We start from the raw sequence: 17,933 nt of genomic DNA, 5'->3' as shown, positions 1-17,933 counted from the left end.
CTGGTCATGGTTTCTCTCCGTTACATCTGGACTGTGGTGCTCGTTCTGTTAGCTCCTCCAGCATTTGCGGCGCCAGTTGTGTCGCTCAATGTTGAGCCTTTTACAACACAGATGGAGCAGTTGCACCAATTCGGAGCGTGTAGGAGTTGTGATTTGCGCGGGGTAGACCTCCGTGATGCTCATTTGATTGGTGTAGACCTTCGTGATGCTGATCTGCGGGGCGCTCGTCTTGAGGGATCGAATCTTGAGGGTGCTGATCTAAGTGGTGCTCGCTTGGATGATGCTCAGCTCAATAGGGCCGTGCTTACGAATACTGAGTTGAGTGGGACAGACTTGCGGCGTGCAGACTTGCGTGAGGCTGTGGTGATCAATGCTTATTCGCCAGATGTGCGTACGGAAGGAATGCAGTTTGCCGGTGCTGATTTAACCGGTAGTCATTTGATTTATGGGGGTGCTCCTTGATCAACTGAATTAGAAGAGGTGTTCTTCAAATTGATCGAATTGATTGATGGGTGTATAGGGAACAAAAGGTACGCCGGTGCCGGTGAAGTTGAAATCATTAAGACGGAAACGAAAGCCGCCGATGCCTTTGTAGGGGTTGAAGTAGAAACCGAAGTCATAGGAACGACGTTGCCAGCGCAGTTCGATGTTTGAGTTAATGATGTCACCGTAATAAGGTGAATCAGGATCTACGTTGTAAGCGACACCGGTATTAAGAATTAAAGGCCCCGCAATTTGCTGCGTTAGGCCGATCCCTAGGGTGGCAAGATCAATATTTTGGTCAAATTTAAATGGGCTAGAGCCTTGAATTAAAGTGCCCCCACCACTAATAGATAAACGCGTAAAATCTAAGAAGGGCTTGCTGAATGTCCCAAGTGTGAGGGCTGGTCCTCCGGTTAGACCAATGGTGGCTTTTCGCTCTCCATCGCCATAGGCATCAAAGGTTGTTTTGAGATTAGTGTTGAACCTAAGCCCAGGTACTATTGCTATAGGCGAGTAGCGGTAAGCTGCTTCAGGTGTTAGAGCAGCATGTTTGCCGATCCATAGTGGATAACTACTGTTTAGTGAACCGTAGAAATTAGCGCGCCAGAGGTCTGACAGATTTTCACTTTTGAACTCTTCTGCTTGATAGTTGCCTACGCCAGCTCTAAGGAGGTAGTTGTTAGAAAGTTTGCCCCATGACCAAGCATCTTTCTTTTGCAGGAAAGCTCCATATGCTGAATAAATATCCGTTTCTCCTAGGGATCCATTCCAGGCTTCGTAGCGATAAGCCGCAAAAAGGTTGGCCTGCAAAGATCCAATCCAGGGGATCTCAAAGTTCCTTTTAAAATCACCCCAGTAACGGCTTCCATCGGCAAAATTTGATGGATTGAAGGTGCTTATATCAGCATTAATATCAACATCCCACCCCAAAGTGTTCCCAGTTAGTTCTGCTTCTAGGCCGAATAAATCAGCGGCCGTAATTGGCTGGGTTATTTTTTTGCTGTCAATCGAGCTGCCAGGAGCGACGTAGCTTTTTGTCTCTCCGTCGATGGCTCGCTCTAGAAGGAATTGAGGCTGGAGGGAAAGGGTGTAGTTCTTTGTTAGCTCGATAGGTTTTAGATCGCGGCCAACAAAGAAACCGTCTCGGTCTTCATTGTCGATGCCAAATACCCAACGGTTTTCAACCTCTTCCTGTTTTTTGATGGTTTGGGTTCTGGAGACTGGTATCGGAAAACGCTCTTCTACAATGAGTCGATTGCGGCGGCTTTGAATCACAAAGTCTCCATTAGGCTCTTCAGTGGCAATCACATCTTCGGCATCAATCCTCGTTTGAGAAGGTGTATAGGGATCATTGGAGAAGCCCATGCGGTCTGCTTTCCATCCCTCTGGGCTGATCGTGACCTTGGCAGCTTGAATCCGCCAGCGGCTGATAGAACCAGTGATGAGTTTGCTAGCTCCCTGTTGCTTGAGCTGAGAAGCGCGAACTCCGTCGTATTTGTTTTTCTCTGCGAGATTGCCTGTTGTTTTACCAACGCCCTGTCTCCTCTCAATGGTGAGAGCTTGTTGGAACTCGATGCTGCTAATACGTTGATCGATCTTTGCAATTGCCTTGGCGCGCAATGCTTCTTGCTCTGCTGGAGAGAGCGTCGATGAATTCGTCTGGGCGGGTCTTTGTCGCGTGGCAACAGCCTGGGGAGGTCTGGTGCCAAGAGGGAGAGCTTCTGCTTGGGCTTTAGGGTCACCCTCTCCAAGGGTGATCGACTCAAGGGTCTCTTGGAGCCCTTGGCGAGTTGTTCGATTAGCACGATCGGGGTCAGGACAACCCAATGGTGGCGGAACGTCAACTTGCTGCGGTGCTGTGTTGTCTTGGCCCCAGCGGTATCTCAAGCCAACAAGGTAAGCATTACTTCCTTCCTTTACACTGCTATAGGTGCCGAAGGCTCCTGAGCGATGGTGAATGCGTCCCACAAGAGAGAGTTCTTGTGAGACTGCGGCTTCAAGCTCAAAGCTCAGATAGTTGAGCAATTTTGCATAGTTCTCGCGGTAGGTCTTCTCATAGTTGCTATAGGCAGTATTGAAGCTGATTCCCTCGATCACGCCAAAACTCAACCACGGTTGCACCCATAGCCGTGCTCCGATACCCAGCACACCTTCACCAAAGCTCTGGGCAGGTGTGTCTGCAAATGGTACTGATTGATTGAATGCTCCTCCAGCTTGTTGGTTGGCATGGTGAGCAAAGAGGTCTGCTTCTAGTTCAAGAGCGAAGGGGCCTGCACGAGCGATTCTTTTCTGCAGACCCAGGCCCAGGAGATATTCCTCCCTCATTCGGCCATTGAACAGAAAGGTGTCTCCAAAATTTGAATCAATCATCTGGCCACCCCAAGCCGTTACGGCCCAGGGATGGGGATGCCAATCTGGTATCGGCGGCAGCACAGGTGGACAGGCCATGCCTGGTTGATTGTTTGCGTCTTTTAGAGATGTCTCGGACGATTGCGGTGGCTGATCTAGCTGGACCCATTGATTGTTTTGGGCAAGACTTTGATTCCAGATCGTTGTTGAAGCGGTCTGGTTGCTGATAGCTCCAGCGGTGGTGCTGTTTAACTCAACGTCTAAAGCTGTGGGGAATCCGAGGCTTTCACTTTCTTGTATTGCTAGGCGTCGTCGTGGCTTTGAGGGGCTTTGTGGGATCTGAGCTGCATCGAGTGAATTGGGGCCAAGGTCGATTGCTGCGCTGTCGAGATCTAGAACGCCATAGACGTCCTCAAGCTCCCCTTCTTTTTGAATCAGGCTGTAGCGGAGGGAACTGGCTTGGAAGTACTGAGATCCCTTGCGGAAATTAACGCTACCCCTTGCATAAAGGGTGTTGAAGTTGCTGTCGAACTCAATGCGGTCTGCATGAAGGACGCCTCCATTGAGAACGGCCTTGACGTTACCTTCAGCGATAAAACGCTCTTGTCGGGCGTCATATCGTTGGCGGTTAGCCCGAAGTTTGAGCTCTCGGGGAGGTTCGGGAGATTGTTCTGGAAGGCTGGGCTGGCGTTGAAGGCCTGTTGATTGGCCCAACTGACCCCCTGATCGTGCGATGGGAGCCGCTTGGGTGGGCGAGGAGGTGCCTTCTTTGTATGAGTTGCTTGACTGAGAATTTGCTTCAGCAGGGATTAACCCTGTCGCAAGTAAGAGCCCAACGAGAAGGGTTGGGGGACTGTTCGCCGCCAATAGGCTTCAGCTGGGGCAGCTGATCTTCCCATAATTGATGGAAGATCTGAGCAGGCCTCAGTCCAGTGTGTTGCGTGACCCGAGAAGTTTCGCTTGCAAAGGCTTTTAGTCTTCGAGATCCTTACGGGCTGGTGTCCTCGAAGGATCGCTGGCCAAGAAGCCGAAGACGAAAACCGCTACGAAGAAGAAGACGACCGAGTAAACGGAGAGCTTGAGGGCGAGCATGGAGAGACCGTTCAGCTTCTAGTACATCGATGACATCTTATGGGGCATAGAGGGCACTTAGGGATGCAGGAGCAGCTTCAAGCCCAACGATTGGCGTGGATTGAAACTTTTCGAAGTCGCTATCGGTGGGATCTCAAGCCAGGTTGGCATCGCGCAGGGGACCGTGACCGGCTGTCTCTGCTTCACGATGATTGGGCTCAAATCCATCGGCCCGACTGGGTTGCCAGGGGTTTATTGGTCTGGCCTCGAGGCGGAGTATGGCTGCAATTGCAGCAGGAGATCCTTTGTCCTGAAAACTGGCGAAAAGCTCAAGCAAGTTGTTTGCGGCTGGTTTTGGGTTGGTGGGCTGATCAGATGCGGCTGTGGGTGGATGGTGTGTTGGTGCATGAGGGGGATCTGTTCGATACCACTTGTCGGTGGAGCCTTCCTGAATCGATCTGTTGGGAGCGTCCTTTAACAGTCTTGCTGGAGTTGAGGAGTCCTAGCCATGACGATGGCGCGTTGATCAACAGTGAGTTGGTGCTGGAACCCAGGGCCGGTGCAGTGGATCTAGATCAGGTTCTGCTGCCTGAAGCGCTGGCGCTCTATTTAGAGCTGGGAGAGGTGTTGCCGGAGGCTTGGCTTGAGCTGGATCCGCACAGTCAGGAGGCAACCGTGGCTGTCGACCAGCAACTACGCAATGCAGCGCAGCCGCCGGGGCTGATCCATTGGATCGGCCATGCCCATCTTGATTTGGCCTGGCTGTGGTCAGTGGCTGACACTTGGCAGGCGGCAGAGCGCACGTTCCGCTCTGTGCTGCACCTCATGCAGCGATTTCCTGATTTCTATTTCAGCCACTCCTCGCCAGCTCTCTATCAGTGGGTTGAACATCACCGTCCAACTCTTTTTGCTGCGCTTCAGGATGCAAGTCGGGCAGGTCGTTGGGAGCCGATCAATGGCCCTTGGGTCGAGACTGATTGTGTGCTGGTGAGCACTGCTTCGCTTTGGCGACAGTTCACGCTTGGACAGCAGTACAGCCGATCAGCATTTCCGGAGTGGTCCCATCAGTTGGCCTGGCTTCCAGACAGCTTTGGCTTTGCCGCTGGTTTGCCAGCGGTAGCTACCCAGACAGGAATCCGTTGGTTCTGCACCCATAAATTGGCCTGGAATGCCAGTAATCCCTTCCCGCATCGACTGTTTCGTTGGTGCAGTCGTGGTCAGGCTGAGGTCCTAGCGCTGATGCTTCCGCCAATTGGCACTGATGGGAATCCGATGGCCATGCTTCGCGAGCAGCGGTCTTGGCAGGCGTCTACCGCTGTTGAAGAGGCTTTGTGGGTTCCGGGAGTTGGCGACCATGGAGGTGGCCCCACTGCAGAAATGCTAGAGCAGCTGCAGCTTTGGGAGGATCATCCTCAGGCTTTACCCCAGAGGCCGGGCACAGTAAGGGCTTACCTTGCGACGCTTGAAGCTCATGCTGCGACTTTGCCGGTTTGGCGTGATGAGCTCTATTTGGAGCTTCATCGCGGTTGTGCGACGACCCGTCCCGATCAGAAGCGTCAAAACCGACACCTTGAAAGGCTTTTGAGGGAAGCAGACCTTGCTATAGCTTTGCTTGCTTGCCAGCTTGGCGATAGGGCTGACGTTCCTGGAACCTCTGCATCTTCATTGCCAGATTGGCGGCCTTTGCTCTTTCAGCAATTTCACGACATCCTTCCAGGCACATCGATTCCTGAAGTGTTTGAGCAGGCTGAGCCGGTCTGGCGATCGTCATGTCGTGAATCAAGGCGGAGCCGCGATCAGCATCTGCAGCAGCTTTTTCGCAGTGGGGTGTCCTGCTCCGATCGATTCGATCAAGAGTCTTCGGGTGGGTGCTGGGTCTGGATGGGTCTACAGCCACTACAGCGTTGGTCGCCTGTGCTGAGATTGCCACGAGATCAATGGGGCAGCGCCGGTAGGCAGCTTCCATGCCAAGAGGCCAAGGGAGGCGGAACCTGGGTGCAGTTGCCTGTGCAGCAAGGGGTGACAGCAGTTCCGCTTCAGCGTTGTGTCAGTAAGGCCTTAGATGTTGTTGATGGCTTACCTGTTCGTGGGGCTGTGCAGATTCAGCCCCTTGATCAAGGCGGTTGGCGGATTGGTAATGGCCTTTTGCAAGCTGATTTTGGTGCCGAAGGCTTGCAGCAACTTTGGGATCGGAACGGGACACCTCAGTTAGCAGGACCGCTGATCTGGGGGCTTTTTCGCGATCGTGGCGAATTTTGGGACGCCTGGGATCTGGCGGCAGATTATCGCCAGCATCCATTGGCTCTGAACTGGAATGGTTCGATGGAGCTGGTGGAGTACGGACCTCTTGTAGCGCGCTTGGTCTTGCGAGGTTGGGCTGGGAGCAGTGCTCTGCGCCTTGATGTGCAGCTGAGAGCTGATTGCCCCTGGCTCGAGCTGCGTCTAGGCGTGGATTGGCGTCAAAGTCATGAGCTACTGCGTTTGGAGGTTCCCCTGGCTTGCTCAGCGGTGAGATGGGCGGCGGATACCAGCGGTGGAGTCATTGAACGGCCTGCTGAAGCTATGACGGCTAGGGAAAAAGCACGTTGGGAGGTCCCTTTGATCTCTTGGTTGGCGAGCGAGTCGGCGGCGCCGGGTGGTGGCCTTGCGGTGTTATTGGATGGACCTCAGGGCGTTCATGTGTGCCCAGACAGGCTTGGTGTTTCTCTGCTTAGAGGGGCTACCTGGCCAGATCCCTCGGCTGATCGGGGTTGGCATCGTCAGCGATTAGCACTGATGCCTGTTCCCAATGGTTGGAGTCGGGAGGCTGTGCCTCAGGCAGCGTTGGCTTTTCGAGAGCCGGGCTGGCTGGGGCCTTCTGATCTCAAGGTGTCATGGCCAGGATTGCCGTCGCTGCCTTCAAAGCTGGTTCCATTGGCTGTGACGTATGCCGAAGTAAGGCAGCTGAAGCTCAGCGTGCTTAATGCCGGTGCAACACGCCAGTCTTGGGCCGTAGGGAAGACTTGGCGGGTTGGTAGCGCTCACGAGTCCTGTCTCGGCGAAGCTGTAGAGCTGAAGCCTGGAGAGTTGGCAGAACTATTGCTTGAGCGTGTCGATTGATGCGATCGTCAGTCTTCGTGTTCTTCAAAGGGGTCTTCGAGTTCTTTTGAGGGAGGACCAAAAGCTGTGTAGAGCCCGTATCCGGTCAGTCCGAAGGTGATGGTGACCATGGCAATGAGCAGGGAGTAGGTCTCGGAGGAGGAGTTTTCCATCACATCTCTCGACAGGATTAGTCCGTATGCGGACTATGACCATTACAGTAAGCATGCTTAATCACCATCCGAGACCGAAGCTCCGTTATGGCTCAAAGCACCCGTCTGGGAAATCTGATCAAATCTCTACCCGGCTACGCCCCTGGCAAGGTAGTGCCAGGTTGGGGCACTACCCCAGTGATGGCTGGGATCGGCTTCATGTTGCTGATTTTCCTGGTGACCATCTTGCAGATCTACAACCAGTCGCTTCTCCTCCAAAGCATCAGCTTTGAATAGACTGCCCTCGGCTCTGCTGGGCTGAGGTTCGCCTATGAATGTGTTTGGCATCGGTCTCCCCGAGATGGCGGTTATCGGCGCCATAGCACTGCTTGTCTTTGGACCTAAACGACTTCCAGAGTTTGGTCGCACCCTTGGTAAAACCTTGAAAGGTTTTCAGGCAGCCTCAAAGGAATTCGAGCGAGAGATTCATAAAACGATGGCAGAACCTGAGTCCATCGAACAGGCTGCGAAGGAAGAGTCCGTGCAGCAAGACACCAATGCAATAAGTGAAACCCCTCAGGAGGCTAAAAACCCTCCCGCCAGCTGAGAGTGGTATGAGGCCGGGTCGTTTACGTCTATTGGTAGGCCTAGGCAATCCAGGCTCAAAGTATGTCGGTACCCGTCACAACATCGGCTTCATGGCCCTCGATAAGTTGGCTGCGCAGAAGTCAGTCATTTTCAGGCCGCAAACAAAGTTCCATGGACTGATGGCGGAAGTGGCGGTTGGCTCAGAGAGGGTTCGATTGCTGATGCCTCAAACTTATATGAATGAAAGCGGTCGGGCGATTCGTGCAGCCATCGATTGGTTTGGCTTGGAGGTTGATCAGTTGCTGGTGCTTGTAGATGACATGGATTTGCCTTTGGGTCGACTGCGGCTTCGCGCCCAGGGAAGTGCAGGAGGTCACAATGGTTTGCGCAGCGCGATTCAACATCTGGGGACTCAGGATTTTTGTCGTCTGCGGATCGGGATCGGTGCTCCAGGTTGTACCTCTGAGGAACGAAGAGCTCGAACCGTCTCGCATGTGCTCGGGGTGTTTAGTCGGCAGGAGAGCCTCCTAGTCGATCAAGTGCTTGATGAGGTGCTGATGGGTTTGGATCTGATTCAGTGCCTTGGGTTGGAACGGGCAGGTAATCGTCTCAATGCTTTTCAACCGGAGGGTTGTTCTGCCTGCTGATGAGTCATTTGCCTGTCACCACTGCTCGCCTCTGTGTACACCGGCAAAGCTTTGCCGACCAACGCTTGGATGGGGAGGTCTCCGCTGGGGGGTTTCAGTGGCAGTTCAGTTGGGCGTTCGATCGGGGTGAACTGAAAGTGGAACCCTCTCTTGGGAGGGCACTGATTGAGGATGCTTTACTGCGCTTCCTCGTTAAGGCTGACTACCACCTTGAGCCTGGTGGGGATTATCTGTTCACTGTTAGGGCCCGATTCTGAAGTTGGGTGGTCCGTGCCAAAGGAGTTGTTGCCCGAGGTGGTCTTCAAGCAACACCATTGCGGCTATGGCGTCCAGATGATGGGGAGGCAGGATCATTCCTCGGGGTAGCCAGCGGCGCCAGTTGCTTGGGGGCCATAGCTCCCAATAGCGATGGCGGGCGCGCAGTGTGCTCCCACGTTCTTCGACCACATGCAAGGGGGCAATATGCAGCAGAAGGTTTTGCCAGTATTCACTGCTGGTGCCGTTGCCGATCAAGATGCCTTCTAAGGGTGCTTGGTTTTGCCAATGCATGATGAGGTCGAGCACAGCGGCTGCGGCCACCACTTTCCCCTCAACGACAGCACTTGTTGCTGTATCGGCAAGAACTAATCCACATTTATTGCGACCAGGATCTACGGCCACAAGCTTTGTCATGGTTTGTCTTCGGGAATCTTTGTCCAAGGACCACCCACGGGCTGCAGGACAACTGCTACTGGATCGGCTGTATCGCTGTTGCGGAGTGCCACGGCTTCTAGCTCAATCCGCTCTTGAGAACGGTTCAGTAATGCCTTGCCGAGCCGGTTCATTTCACTGCCATCGAACTGCAGTCCTGAACTGAGGGATCCGCGTCTTTTTACCTCTGCCAGAGTTGATGCAAGCAGGAGGCTAAGTCGGTTGCGCACGGTTTCGCTGCTCTTCTCGTTTTGGTCAAGAGTCGTTCTTGCGAGGACTTCGCCTTGTCGGACGATGTTGATATTTTGGCGAGCATCCGGGAAGGCATACACCACGTTCTCCCCACGCAACACGTTTGCGGCAGAGCGCACATAGATCACCCAGGTGCCTGGCTTTCGGATGATCTGTTCGATGCGGTTGATATCGGTGCGTGGCACGAGCAGGATCTGTCGATTGGCTTCTTCACCGGGACGTACGCGTCGAAAAGCCTCCAGGTTTGCTTCCTGAAGTAGGCGGTCGATGACGGCTTTCGCCTGGCTGGGGTTATCGAGCCGCAGGGTGGCTGCGGCAAGTTGCTGCCCACTGCTAAGCACAACATCCCCTCGACGTAAGGCAATGAGGTTGGTCTCGAGCTGCTTCAGTTCTTTTTCAGCCGCGCTAATTCTGCTGCGAACATTGGCTAGTTCAACTTCCGTTCGGCGGATGTCGGCATCTTTTTTGGAAATGTCGCGACTGAGACGAGCTCGTTCCGCCTCGAGCTGTTGTCTTTGTTTTTGTAGTGGTGCGAGTTCGTTGCGAAGGGCGGCAGCTCGCTTTTTGGCTTCCTTTAGTTCATTCTGAACCTGATTGCTGTCCGACCTGGCCTGCTTGAGATCAAGCTCGGCATTGAACTGGGCCGACCGACTTGAATTGAGGGCATCGCGGCTTTGTTGGAGTTTGGCCTGAAGGTCATCCAGTTCAAAAAGTCCTACTCGCAGTTGTCGACTGACTAGCAGCATCAGTCCTAGGGACAGGGCGCTAATCAGGCTGCCAGTGAGAACGGTGATGAATACGGCTGTCCTTCGCGGTCTGAGATTGAACAGGCTCAGCCTTGCTTTGCCTACACGGCTGCCAAGTCGATCGCCGAGGGTGGAGAGCACACCACCGAGGACGAGTAGGGAGAGGATCAGCAGCCAGCCGGTCACGACAATGGGCGGGTGGGATCAGGAATAGTGTCAACCCGTTTCACCATCCTGGACTGGGACGGGGATCAGTTGAATTTTTTAGCAAGGGCAATCGGATCCAGAACGGTGATTTTCTTGCGATCGATTTGCACTAGACCTGAATTGCGAAGGTCTCCCAACAGGCGAGTAATGGTGACGCGAGTCGAGCCGATTGCTTCAGCGATGGACTGATGTGAGAGGCGTAGGTCAATGGTGATTCCTTGTTCCCCTGGAACCCCGAAATCCCGGCAGAGGACTAGTAAGAAACTCACAAGCCTTGATGACATGTCGCGGTGAGTGAGGGTTTCGATCATGGTCTCGGTTTGCAAGATTCGACTTGAGAGACCCTGCAGCAGAAGTAACCCCACGCTGGTGTCGTTTTCGATCGCCTGGCGAACTGAGGTGGCTGGCGCTGTGATCATTTCCACTCGGGTGAAGGCTACGGAGTGATAAAAACGGTCCGAGCGATGGCCTGTGAGCAGAGAAAGCACGCCAAATAGGCTGTTTTCACGCAGTAATGCCACGGTGATCTCTTCACCAGATTCATAGACCCGAGATAGCCGAACGGCGCCGCGTCGAATGAGATAAACCTTTTCGGCAGGATCGCCAGGAAAGAAGATGGTTTTGGAACGCTCCACCATTTCGTTGCTGGCGCCATCCAGTTCACGGATGACTTCCAGAAGGGTTTTCTGGGTTGGAGCAGGCGAGTTGGCCATACTTCCTGATCCTTGAACATAGGGTTGCTGGGCGTAACGGCTGAAGCCGCGGATGACGCCGGCCATGGCTGCGCAGCAAACGGCAGAAATATGAAGTTAGGGAGTGGACCTCCACCACCATGTAGCAATGGTGACGGTTTTTAGTCTTCTTGCATTAACGCCGAACGTTGGAAGGCTTGTAGGTGTTGCAGACCGGGTTCTGCCAGATTCAGCAAGTCGTTGAGTTGATGCCTGCTGAATGGAGCCCCTTCAGCGGTGCCCTGCAGCTCCAATAGGTGCCCATTGGAGCCCATTACCACGTTTAGATCCACATCAGCCCTGGAGTCTTCGCTGTAGTCGAGGTCGAGAAGGGGATAACTCTCCACTAAACCAACGGATACTGCAGCAACTTGCTCGATGACGGGTTGATGCGTGAGCAGCCCTTGTTCCAGCAAGCGATCGCAGCCTCGTTTTAAGGCAATCCAAGCGCCGGTGATGGAGGCTGTACGTGTGCCGGCATCGGCCTGAATGACGTCACAATCAATTCGCAGGGTGGTTTCCCCAAGAGCGGCCATGTCGATCACGGCGCGCAGGCTGCGGCCAATGAGGCGTTGAATTTCTTGAGTGCGTCCGGAAAGCTTGAGCAGTTCACGGTTCTGTCTTTGCGGAGTAGACCCAGGCAGAAGGCGGTACTCGGCGCTGAGCCAGCCTTTGCCTTGGCCTTTGCGCCAGCGGGGTACACCTTCTTCAACGCAAACACTGCAGAGCACTGAGGTGCGACCAGTGCGGATGATTAACGAACTCAGGGCAAAGCCCATTGGATCCCATGTGATCTGAAGGGGCCGCATCACGTCAGCAAGGCGGCCGTCAGCACGTGGCTGGGGGGATGTGAGCATCGTGCTGTTGGTGGTTGAGATGAACTGAGCCTGGCAGAAACAGGTGCTTTTACACCATGGATAGTGTCAAGAGCCTTGTTAAGCAGCTTCCCACCGCTACATTTGATTTCTGCTGGTTTTGTCGGGGCGATTGAGACTTTTATGACTGCCAGCCTGAGCCCTAGTCATCGCTCCGTGGATCCGTGCATGACGGACCATCGCTCGCAGGAGAGTGATGGGAGCCTGTCTTTGGCAGTAGTTGCTGATAGGCGTTTGCTGCATCTGGTAGCTCCTGAAGGGCAGCTTCAGGTTTATACAGCCCCCTATCGAGGCAGTTTTTCTGTTGTCTTGAGTCAGGCGTTAAGAGCGGCTGGGCTGGGAAGTCGTGTGTTGGTGGCTCAGTTCCTCAAGGGAGGAGTAGACCAAGGCCCAGATGGGCGTGTGCGCCTATGTGGGCGACTTGAGTGGCTGCGCCCGGCGGTTCCTGGCTGTCTATCTGAGCCTGCTTCAACGCTTGCCGTTGGCTCCAGCGCGCCTGAGGCCGTGGAGGCCATTTGGCATGAATGTCGGGATCGCATCATGGCGAGTGATTTGGATCAAATGGTGTTGGATGAGGTTGGTCTGGCGATTGCTCTTGGTTATCTCGATGAAGCTGATGTGTTATCAACTCTGGAACAGCGCCCCGGGTCGATGGATGTCATCTTGACTGGCTCAGTCATGCCATCGATCCTGATGGCAATGGCTGATCAGGTCACTGAGTTGCGTCGTGGTTTCTAATGCTTAAAAACGATCGTTGGATCACCGAACAGGCCGCAGCAGGGATGCTTGAACCCTTTCAAGCCGGACTGATTCGACATCTTGATCCTGAGCAGCATCAACGGCCTGTACTGAGCTTTGGCTGTTCTTCCTTTGGTTATGACCTAAGGCTCTCTGCGAAGGAGTTTTTGATCTTTCGCCATGTACCAGGCACGGTGATGAATCCGAAGCGATTTAATCCTGCAAATCTCGAATCCACCCCTTTGCATCAGGACGAGGATGGCGAGTATTTCATCCTGCCGGCTCATTCTTATGGTCTCGGTGTGGCGCTGGAGAAGATGAAGGTCCCATCAAATATCACTGTCATTTGCCTAGGTAAGAGTACCTATGCTCGCCTTGGCATCATCGTTAATACCACTCCCGCCGAAGCCAGTTGGGAAGGGCATCTCACGCTTGAATTCAGCAATAGTTCTGGAGCTGATTGCCGTATCTATGCCAATGAAGGCATTTGTCAGCTTCTTTTCTTCGAGGGTGATCCCTGCGATACCACCTACAGCGATCGCCAGGGTAAATATCAACATCAGCCAGAACGCGTCACTCTCGCCAGGATTTGAACGAAAAAGATCTGTTGAATGCATGTCTGCTCTCAATAGATCTTTTTGATTTTGTAGACATTGATAGAGTGAAGCTACTGATCTCATCCCCCACGTATGTCAGACAAGCAGCCAAAATCCGCACCTCCTGAGGTGGAGGTGAATACCTCAGGTGATTATCTTGGTGGATGGGGACAGTTTGGCAACTCTTTTGTCTTTTGGGTGAGTGCTGTCGTTCTCGCTGCTTGTGTAGGAGTTTTGGCGTTCAGTATTAGCCTGCTTCAAGGTTAAAGATGAGATTTTTTGCAACTTAATTCCATGAGACGGACTTCTTTGCTGTTCAGGTTTTCTGCGGGCTTTGAAATTCTTGGTGGGATTTTTGCTCTTGTTCTGCCTGTTAAATTTTGTTCACTACTTTTTGGTTATCAGCTAGTCACTGAACTGGTAGGTATTGCAAGATTATTTGCATTGGCAATCATTGCTCTTGGCTGGGCGTGCTGGGAAGTTTCAAGTCATGCGCCGATGCAAAATCCGAGAAGATCTCTTTGTTATTATAATATTGCTGTTGGCCTTTTGTTAGCGTCTATTGGTGTGAGCCAAGATTTAATTGGTGTTCTTTTGTGGCCAGGAGTATTTATTCATCTTGCAATAGGGATTTTGCTTTTGCCTGGCCTTAGAAAACAGAGATTTCCTGGCCAAGGGAATTGATGCTATTGATTTGGTTAAATGCCTAAATAGTTTATTCGCAAATTAGGCCTAGATATAAGAAGAATTTAGCTAGACAACCAAACCTGCGATTGTTTAGAGATGGGGATATTTGGCCTAATCAGCTTTTAGAGCTAAGTTCAACAAGGTGTCTAAAGATCGCCTCAGCTGTTTAACTTATTGACCTTTCCTGCTGGCTTGCCGCATTTAGTCACTGTCTGCGAAGGAGAGCTGTCAAACGGGAGTGTCTCTTGTGAGATTGGTGTTACTTCCAGTGAGAAACTGGGGTCGGCTAGCTAGGGAGCAGTGGTCATTCATCTAGTCTACTGGAGAGAATTTGCTCGCGATAAAACTACTGATAAGGAATAAGAAAGCACTTTAAATGCTTCGCTGAAGCAAGATTTATTTTCGCGTTATGGTCCATAGGCTGCTTGCGATACCTTGTTCTAGCCTTATGCGACTAGAGCTTTAGTCGCTGGACAATATTGATATTCTGCTTGATCTGTTTAGTCGATATAATTATATTAGTGGATGGTTTAAGAGCTTCTGCGATGGCTCGTCATGTTATCGATATTTGCTTATTGACTGCTTTTAGATTAGCCATGGCTCATTGGCCCAATAGCCTCTAAATCGTTTTGCTTGTCTGTTCGTTCTTGTGATGCATTCAGGTTGCTGATAGCGCCTACACCGGCGAACTTGGGTAGTGGTTGGTTTTGAATCAGAGCGTCAGTTAATTGCTGTAGTTGTTCTTGAGTGCGTGCACCCAGTGAGAGACCCTGCAGTTTGCCTTTGTTATCGAAGAAGTTCAGCTGGGGAATGCCGTTGACGTCGTAGCGATCGACAAGGTCTTGCCAGCGGGGGTTGTCGACGTTTACCAGCACAACGTCGAGCTGGTTTTCCCTTTCACGTTCCGTTGTGAGCATGGCTGGGGCCATTTCACGACAGGCTTGACACCAATCAGCATAAAATTCGATCACGGTCGGTCGACCATTGGTGAGTGCGACATCTGGGTCGAGGGAGCGCCGTGCCAGTTGCTCGAGCGGTGCCTCAGCATTGAGGCCGCCCCGCAGCAGGAAAAGAACGACTGCTAATCCCAATGCTGTGAATAGCAGGATCAACCTTTGGCCTTGGCCGAGAGTGGAAGACGGGGAACTTCCGGTCATGATGGGCAAGATTCTCGATGCACTTTGGCAGGTCTGTTTTGTTGTTGTTGCTCGCTTCAATGGGCTAACTGTTCAGAAGTGAAGCGTCTTTTCACCATTCGTTGAGGCTGAGGCTGATGCTGCGTCTCCTCGTTGTGCCATTTCGTGCCCCCTCGTTGCTGTTGCTCTTTGGGGTGGCGGTCGTTATGGGCAACCATTGGTCGTTGCTTCAGTCTGAGCAGATAGACAGCCTCGGTATTGATGTTGAGCTCTTCTGGGTTGTTGAGCTCCTGCAGGCGGTCGTGTTGGTCGTGATTTGCACGATGCCGGATCTGATCTTGCGTCAGGTTTCCTTGCTGATGGCTGCCAGTCGTGCAATCAGTTTGCTGGTGGTTTTGTTGTTGGTGATCACCGCTGGCCTGTACCTACTGCACCTGAGCCTGCTTGCGGATGTTCTCATCCTTGCTTCTGCGATATTGCTTGCGCGCTTGGATCTCACTCGCATTCGTGTGGTTCCACCACCGGTTGTGATGGCGATTGCTCTGGGGTTGATTTTGCTTGGCGGGATATGGATTGGCCAGCAGATCTCTATGCCTTTACATCTCAGTCTCGCAAAGCTTTTTGCTGGATAGGCCTAAATAGCTCCAGAGGTTGCCGAGAACCTTTTTTGTATACAGGCGTGTCTCTGGGTAAGGGATTCGTTCTACCCAGAGCTCAGGGTCCGCAGCCAGTTCTGGGGTTAGCCAGTCGGCTACTGCAGCAGGCCCTGCGTTGTAACTGCCCACTGCTAGCCATGGATTGCCTTGCCATTGCTTCAGCAGCATTGCTAGGTAACGGGCCCCAAGTTCAATATTGGTTTCAGGAGTGGACAGCACTTGCTTGTTCAGAGGGCTATCGCTGAGTTCTGCCGCTGTTTCCGGCATCAGTTGCATCAGCCCTATTGCGCCTACTGGAGACTCCACGCCTGGCGAGAAGCGTGATTCTTGCTTTGCTATGGCCAGCAATAGTTCAGCTCGGACGTCACTGCGGTGACTCGCTTTTTTGATCTCAGGCCAAAAGCGATATGGATGTTGGCTGTGATGGAGCAGTTGGCGTGTGTGGCAGTCCTCTCCTACGAGTCGCAGGCTTGTTCGCCAGAGCTGACTTAGCCCCGTCCAGTTATCGCCGACGGCCATCCTTAGCCGCCCTTCCACCATCCTGGTGTTGGGATCATGTTGTGCGCGATCGACTTCAACCCTCAGAGTCCGCCACGTTTCCCAGGCCTCCATTGCGAGACCAAGTCGCCAGAGTTCGTCTACAAGCTTTTCTCCACTGCCTAGTGGGGTCCAGGATGGGAGTTCAGGGTTCGAAATTGATACGGGTTGCCCTTGCAGTGCAGGAAGACCAGCTCGACCAAGGCGTGCCTGGGCGCGCCAGGTGTAGTACCCATTGGGATGGGATCGGAGCAGCTCTTCCCAGATCTGGGTGGCCTCTCGATTGCGACCCTGTTTGGAGGCAGTGAATCCGATCCAGAACTGTTGCCTAGCGGCGAGGGGCTCCGGCAATTTTTGGGTTGGGATGCTTTCGAGAATCGATTGGGCCTTGTTCCATTGCTCTTTCAGCAGAGCGTCTCGGCTCAGATCCCATTGCAGTTGCCAGCTAGCAGGACTATCAGGCCAGCGTTGAAACACCTCGTCTGCTTGGATCCCATTTTCGAGGCGTACGCGGGCTGCCGCCACGCTGGGGGAACGATCAGCAAGGGCAGGCGGCAAGGACTTCAGCAGAGTCGCCTTCGGATGAAGAGGTTCACTGAGGAGGCTCACCGCTTCAAGGCTTTCAGCAGCCTCTGGATTGTCTTGAGCCAGCTTCAAGAGCAGAGATTCGCCCTGGAGTTGTTCCTCCTTATTGCCTCGGAGCAGTGTCTGGCCAATGGCTAGGGCTGCTGCAGGATCAGGAGGTTGTTCTTGTAGGCAGCTCAGGGCTGTTCTGCCGTCGCCTAGTTGTGCAAGACCAAGGGCTAGTTCTTGTCGCTCTTGGTTTGAATGTCCGTTCCTTGCCGGAGCGCTGCAGGCGCTGCGTAGGACTTCTGCGGCACCTGGCCAGAAGACCCCCCAACGCGTGAGATGAATGGCTCTTTGATGGCGACTGTTGCTGGTATCCAGTTCAATTGCGCTGGCTAGTGCCGCTGGATGAGCAGGATGTTGCTGAAGGAGTTGCTGACGCAGTTCAGGGTTATGGCGCCCGAGGCTGTAATACGCATCAGCCGCCGTCGTCGTGTTTGGAAAACGTTTCAGCAGGCTTTGCCAAAGATGATTGGCCTTTGATTTTTCCCCAAGACGCTCGGCTGTTTGGGCTTGCAGCTTGAGGGCAACGGCTGCTACGGGGCTGTTCCCCCAGCCTTGGCCGGCCAACAGCCTCTGATGCCTAAGGGTTGATCCTTTTGTCTTGCTCACGAGCAGCAATGAGGCATCTCGGCGTTGCTGGGGATCGATTGACCAGCGATAGGCCTGCCAGAGCTCTGTTTGCGACATTCTTGGCGTAAGTCGCTTGAGCTGTGGTTTTAAAAGGGCTTGCCCAGCGAGGCTTGCCGCCAAGCTGAGTAGGGCTGTACCTCCGAGTAGAGGGAATCCGCGACAGGGGCTCGCGATCACGCCAGAGCAGAAACTGTTGGCATTCTGTGGTGATGAAGTCCAGTTGTGTGATGCAGTCTTCGCAAGGATTGATGCCGCTTGCTCAGGCTCACCGCTCTGAGTATGCACCCGTTGCGGAAGCGGCATGATTCGTTGAGGGATTGTGCTGGCTTTGGCCCATGGCGTTGCGGCCTTGATGGATTGTGGCTTTGGTTGTGGTTTGAAGCGTGCCTGAACCCGTCACTTGGCTCTGGGCTCCCATGCTTTTGGCGTTGAGACTGTCTTCGATCATGTCCCC

21 protein-coding genes are annotated in these 17,933 nt (G+C 53.2%); 11 read left to right on the top strand and 10 right to left on the bottom strand.

Going from position 1 to position 17,933, the window contains the following annotated elements; all coding sequences use genetic code 11:
- Positions 1-6 precede the first annotated feature (6 nt).
- Positions 7-462 carry a pentapeptide repeat-containing protein gene (locus SIB66_RS01135; protein ID WP_236070369.1) on the top strand — a complete coding sequence of 152 codons (456 nt, stop codon included), beginning with the start codon at positions 7-9 and terminating at the stop codon, positions 460-462.
- Positions 463-471: 9 nt separating this feature from the next.
- Here SIB66_RS01135 and SIB66_RS01130 read toward each other — a convergent pair whose 3' ends face one another.
- A complete protein-coding gene (locus SIB66_RS01130) occupies positions 472-3,699 on the bottom strand; it encodes a DUF3769 domain-containing protein (RefSeq protein WP_063407304.1) in 3,228 nt (1,075 codons plus the stop codon).
- A 105-nt stretch (positions 3,700-3,804) separates the two neighbouring features.
- A complete protein-coding gene (locus tag SIB66_RS01125) occupies positions 3,805-3,924 on the bottom strand; it encodes a photosystem II reaction center protein I (protein WP_074160162.1) in 120 nt (39 codons plus the stop codon).
- A 63-nt stretch (positions 3,925-3,987) separates the two neighbouring features.
- Between SIB66_RS01125 and SIB66_RS01120 the strand changes: the two genes are divergently transcribed.
- Positions 3,988-7,002 (top strand): alpha-mannosidase, encoded by a 3,015-nt coding sequence (locus tag SIB66_RS01120; protein WP_063407303.1) that lies wholly within the window; start codon positions 3,988-3,990, stop codon positions 7,000-7,002.
- A gap of 8 nt (positions 7,003-7,010) precedes the next feature.
- Here the strand turns inward: SIB66_RS01120 and psbN are convergent, their stop codons facing one another.
- Entirely contained in the window at positions 7,011-7,154 is a 144-nt protein-coding gene (psbN, locus tag SIB66_RS01115; protein WP_011827045.1) for a photosystem II reaction center protein PsbN, read from the bottom strand.
- Between the two features lie 87 nt (positions 7,155-7,241).
- Between psbN and psbH the strand changes: the two genes are divergently transcribed.
- Genes psbH through SIB66_RS01095 form a run of 4 tightly spaced genes read left to right on the top strand, consistent with a single transcriptional unit; the run spans position 7,242 to position 8,625 of the window.
- Positions 7,242-7,430: a photosystem II reaction center phosphoprotein PsbH gene (psbH, locus tag SIB66_RS01110; RefSeq protein ID WP_011131204.1), complete on the top strand. Its 189-nt coding sequence runs from the start codon at positions 7,242-7,244 to the stop codon at positions 7,428-7,430.
- A 34-nt stretch (positions 7,431-7,464) separates the two neighbouring features.
- Positions 7,465-7,740, top strand: a complete 276-nt coding sequence (locus tag SIB66_RS01105) for a TatA/E family twin arginine-targeting protein translocase (protein ID WP_063407302.1) — start codon at positions 7,465-7,467, stop codon at positions 7,738-7,740.
- Between the two features lie 7 nt (positions 7,741-7,747).
- Positions 7,748-8,368 carry an aminoacyl-tRNA hydrolase gene (gene pth, locus SIB66_RS01100; RefSeq protein ID WP_063407301.1) on the top strand — a complete coding sequence of 207 codons (621 nt, stop codon included), beginning with the start codon at positions 7,748-7,750 and terminating at the stop codon, positions 8,366-8,368.
- A complete protein-coding gene (locus SIB66_RS01095; RefSeq protein WP_063407300.1) occupies positions 8,368-8,625 on the top strand; it encodes a DUF3146 family protein in 258 nt (85 codons plus the stop codon). The genes pth and SIB66_RS01095 overlap by 1 nt, the downstream gene beginning before the upstream one ends.
- On the opposite strand, the gene SIB66_RS01090 is transcribed toward SIB66_RS01095, so the two are convergent.
- The 4 genes from SIB66_RS01090 to rph form a co-directional block, all read right to left on the bottom strand.
- The gene (locus tag SIB66_RS01090; protein ID WP_236070368.1) at positions 8,609-9,040 is read right to left on the bottom strand and encodes a resolvase; all 432 of its coding nucleotides are present in this window, start codon (positions 9,038-9,040) and stop codon (positions 8,609-8,611) included. The genes SIB66_RS01095 and SIB66_RS01090 overlap by 17 nt on opposite strands.
- Positions 9,037-10,242: a DUF3084 domain-containing protein gene (locus SIB66_RS01085; RefSeq protein ID WP_063407298.1), complete on the bottom strand. Its 1,206-nt coding sequence runs from the start codon at positions 10,240-10,242 to the stop codon at positions 9,037-9,039. Before SIB66_RS01085 ends, SIB66_RS01090 begins: the two co-directional genes overlap by 4 nt.
- 65 nt (positions 10,243-10,307) lie before the next feature.
- A complete protein-coding gene (ntcA, locus tag SIB66_RS01080; RefSeq protein ID WP_063407297.1) occupies positions 10,308-11,042 on the bottom strand; it encodes a global nitrogen regulator NtcA in 735 nt (244 codons plus the stop codon).
- A 74-nt stretch (positions 11,043-11,116) separates the two neighbouring features.
- Complete coding sequence (gene rph, locus SIB66_RS01075) at positions 11,117-11,851, bottom strand: ribonuclease PH (RefSeq protein ID WP_063407296.1); 735 nt, start codon at positions 11,849-11,851, stop codon at positions 11,117-11,119.
- Positions 11,852-11,992: 141 nt separating this feature from the next.
- On the opposite strand from rph, the gene SIB66_RS01070 reads away from it, so the two are divergent.
- From SIB66_RS01070 to SIB66_RS01055, 4 genes are all read left to right on the top strand, one after another.
- Positions 11,993-12,607 (top strand): cob(I)yrinic acid a,c-diamide adenosyltransferase, encoded by a 615-nt coding sequence (locus SIB66_RS01070; protein WP_063407669.1) that lies wholly within the window; start codon positions 11,993-11,995, stop codon positions 12,605-12,607.
- Positions 12,607-13,200 carry a dCTP deaminase gene (gene dcd / locus SIB66_RS01065; RefSeq protein ID WP_011131195.1) on the top strand — a complete coding sequence of 198 codons (594 nt, stop codon included), beginning with the start codon at positions 12,607-12,609 and terminating at the stop codon, positions 13,198-13,200. Before SIB66_RS01070 ends, dcd begins: the two co-directional genes overlap by 1 nt.
- 96 nt (positions 13,201-13,296) lie before the next feature.
- Complete coding sequence (locus SIB66_RS01060; protein WP_155724711.1) at positions 13,297-13,470, top strand: hypothetical protein; 174 nt, start codon at positions 13,297-13,299, stop codon at positions 13,468-13,470.
- A gap of 27 nt (positions 13,471-13,497) precedes the next feature.
- Positions 13,498-13,887 carry a hypothetical protein gene (locus SIB66_RS01055; protein WP_236070367.1) on the top strand — a complete coding sequence of 130 codons (390 nt, stop codon included), beginning with the start codon at positions 13,498-13,500 and terminating at the stop codon, positions 13,885-13,887.
- 593 nt (positions 13,888-14,480) lie between these two features.
- On the opposite strand, the gene SIB66_RS01050 is transcribed toward SIB66_RS01055, so the two are convergent.
- Positions 14,481-15,047 carry a thioredoxin family protein gene (locus tag SIB66_RS01050; RefSeq protein WP_063407294.1) on the bottom strand — a complete coding sequence of 189 codons (567 nt, stop codon included), beginning with the start codon at positions 15,045-15,047 and terminating at the stop codon, positions 14,481-14,483.
- Between the two features lie 116 nt (positions 15,048-15,163).
- Here SIB66_RS01050 and SIB66_RS01045 point away from each other — a divergent pair, with 116 nt between their 5' ends.
- On the top strand, positions 15,164-15,658 hold the full coding sequence (locus tag SIB66_RS01045; protein ID WP_011131192.1) for a hypothetical protein: 495 nt from the start codon (positions 15,164-15,166) through the stop codon (positions 15,656-15,658).
- Here SIB66_RS01045 and SIB66_RS01040 read toward each other — a convergent pair.
- Positions 15,623-17,782, bottom strand: coding sequence for a transglycosylase SLT domain-containing protein (locus tag SIB66_RS01040; RefSeq protein WP_413681343.1), 2,160 nt, complete (start codon positions 17,780-17,782; stop codon positions 15,623-15,625). The two genes, SIB66_RS01045 and SIB66_RS01040, sit on opposite strands and share 36 nt — an antisense overlap.
- The gene (locus tag SIB66_RS01035; protein ID WP_063407293.1) at positions 17,745-17,927 is read right to left on the bottom strand and encodes a hypothetical protein; all 183 of its coding nucleotides are present in this window, start codon (positions 17,925-17,927) and stop codon (positions 17,745-17,747) included. The genes SIB66_RS01040 and SIB66_RS01035 overlap by 38 nt, the downstream gene beginning before the upstream one ends.
- Between the last annotated feature and the right edge of the window lie 6 nt (positions 17,928-17,933).

The organism is Prochlorococcus sp. MIT 1318 (assembly GCF_047304505.1).
Lineage (GTDB): Bacteria > Cyanobacteriota > Cyanobacteriia > PCC-6307 > Cyanobiaceae > Prochlorococcus > Prochlorococcus marinus_D.
Note: the sequence above shows the minus strand (reverse complement) of the source record. Positions and strands in the feature narration are given on the sequence as shown.

What these genes read in the sequence shown, in the direction of transcription:
- SIB66_RS01135 (WP_236070369.1), top strand. Translation starts at nt 7, where the DNA reads ATGGTTTCTCTCCGTTACATCTGGACTGTGGTGCTCGTTCTGTTAGCT.
- SIB66_RS01125 (WP_074160162.1), bottom strand. Translation starts at nt 3,924, where the DNA reads ATGCTCGCCCTCAAGCTCTCCGTTTACTCGGTCGTCTTCTTCTTCGTA.
- SIB66_RS01120 (WP_063407303.1), top strand. Translation starts at nt 3,988, where the DNA reads ATGCAGGAGCAGCTTCAAGCCCAACGATTGGCGTGGATTGAAACTTTT.
- psbN (WP_011827045.1), bottom strand. Translation starts at nt 7,154, where the DNA reads ATGGAAAACTCCTCCTCCGAGACCTACTCCCTGCTCATTGCCATGGTC.
- psbH (WP_011131204.1), top strand. Translation starts at nt 7,242, where the DNA reads ATGGCTCAAAGCACCCGTCTGGGAAATCTGATCAAATCTCTACCCGGC.
- SIB66_RS01105 (WP_063407302.1), top strand. Translation starts at nt 7,465, where the DNA reads ATGAATGTGTTTGGCATCGGTCTCCCCGAGATGGCGGTTATCGGCGCC.
- pth (WP_063407301.1), top strand. Translation starts at nt 7,748, where the DNA reads ATGAGGCCGGGTCGTTTACGTCTATTGGTAGGCCTAGGCAATCCAGGC.
- SIB66_RS01095 (WP_063407300.1), top strand. Translation starts at nt 8,368, where the DNA reads ATGAGTCATTTGCCTGTCACCACTGCTCGCCTCTGTGTACACCGGCAA.
- SIB66_RS01090 (WP_236070368.1), bottom strand. Translation starts at nt 9,040, where the DNA reads ATGACAAAGCTTGTGGCCGTAGATCCTGGTCGCAATAAATGTGGATTA.
- ntcA (WP_063407297.1), bottom strand. Translation starts at nt 11,042, where the DNA reads ATGGCCGGCGTCATCCGCGGCTTCAGCCGTTACGCCCAGCAACCCTAT.
- rph (WP_063407296.1), bottom strand. Translation starts at nt 11,851, where the DNA reads ATGCTCACATCCCCCCAGCCACGTGCTGACGGCCGCCTTGCTGACGTG.
- SIB66_RS01070 (WP_063407669.1), top strand. Translation starts at nt 11,993, where the DNA reads ATGACTGCCAGCCTGAGCCCTAGTCATCGCTCCGTGGATCCGTGCATG.
- dcd (WP_011131195.1), top strand. Translation starts at nt 12,607, where the DNA reads ATGCTTAAAAACGATCGTTGGATCACCGAACAGGCCGCAGCAGGGATG.
- SIB66_RS01060 (WP_155724711.1), top strand. Translation starts at nt 13,297, where the DNA reads ATGTCAGACAAGCAGCCAAAATCCGCACCTCCTGAGGTGGAGGTGAAT.
- SIB66_RS01055 (WP_236070367.1), top strand. Translation starts at nt 13,498, where the DNA reads ATGAGACGGACTTCTTTGCTGTTCAGGTTTTCTGCGGGCTTTGAAATT.
- SIB66_RS01050 (WP_063407294.1), bottom strand. Translation starts at nt 15,047, where the DNA reads ATGACCGGAAGTTCCCCGTCTTCCACTCTCGGCCAAGGCCAAAGGTTG.
- SIB66_RS01045 (WP_011131192.1), top strand. Translation starts at nt 15,164, where the DNA reads ATGCTGCGTCTCCTCGTTGTGCCATTTCGTGCCCCCTCGTTGCTGTTG.
- SIB66_RS01040 (WP_413681343.1), bottom strand. Translation starts at nt 17,782, where the DNA reads ATGCCGCTTCCGCAACGGGTGCATACTCAGAGCGGTGAGCCTGAGCAA.
- SIB66_RS01035 (WP_063407293.1), bottom strand. Translation starts at nt 17,927, where the DNA reads ATGATCGAAGACAGTCTCAACGCCAAAAGCATGGGAGCCCAGAGCCAA.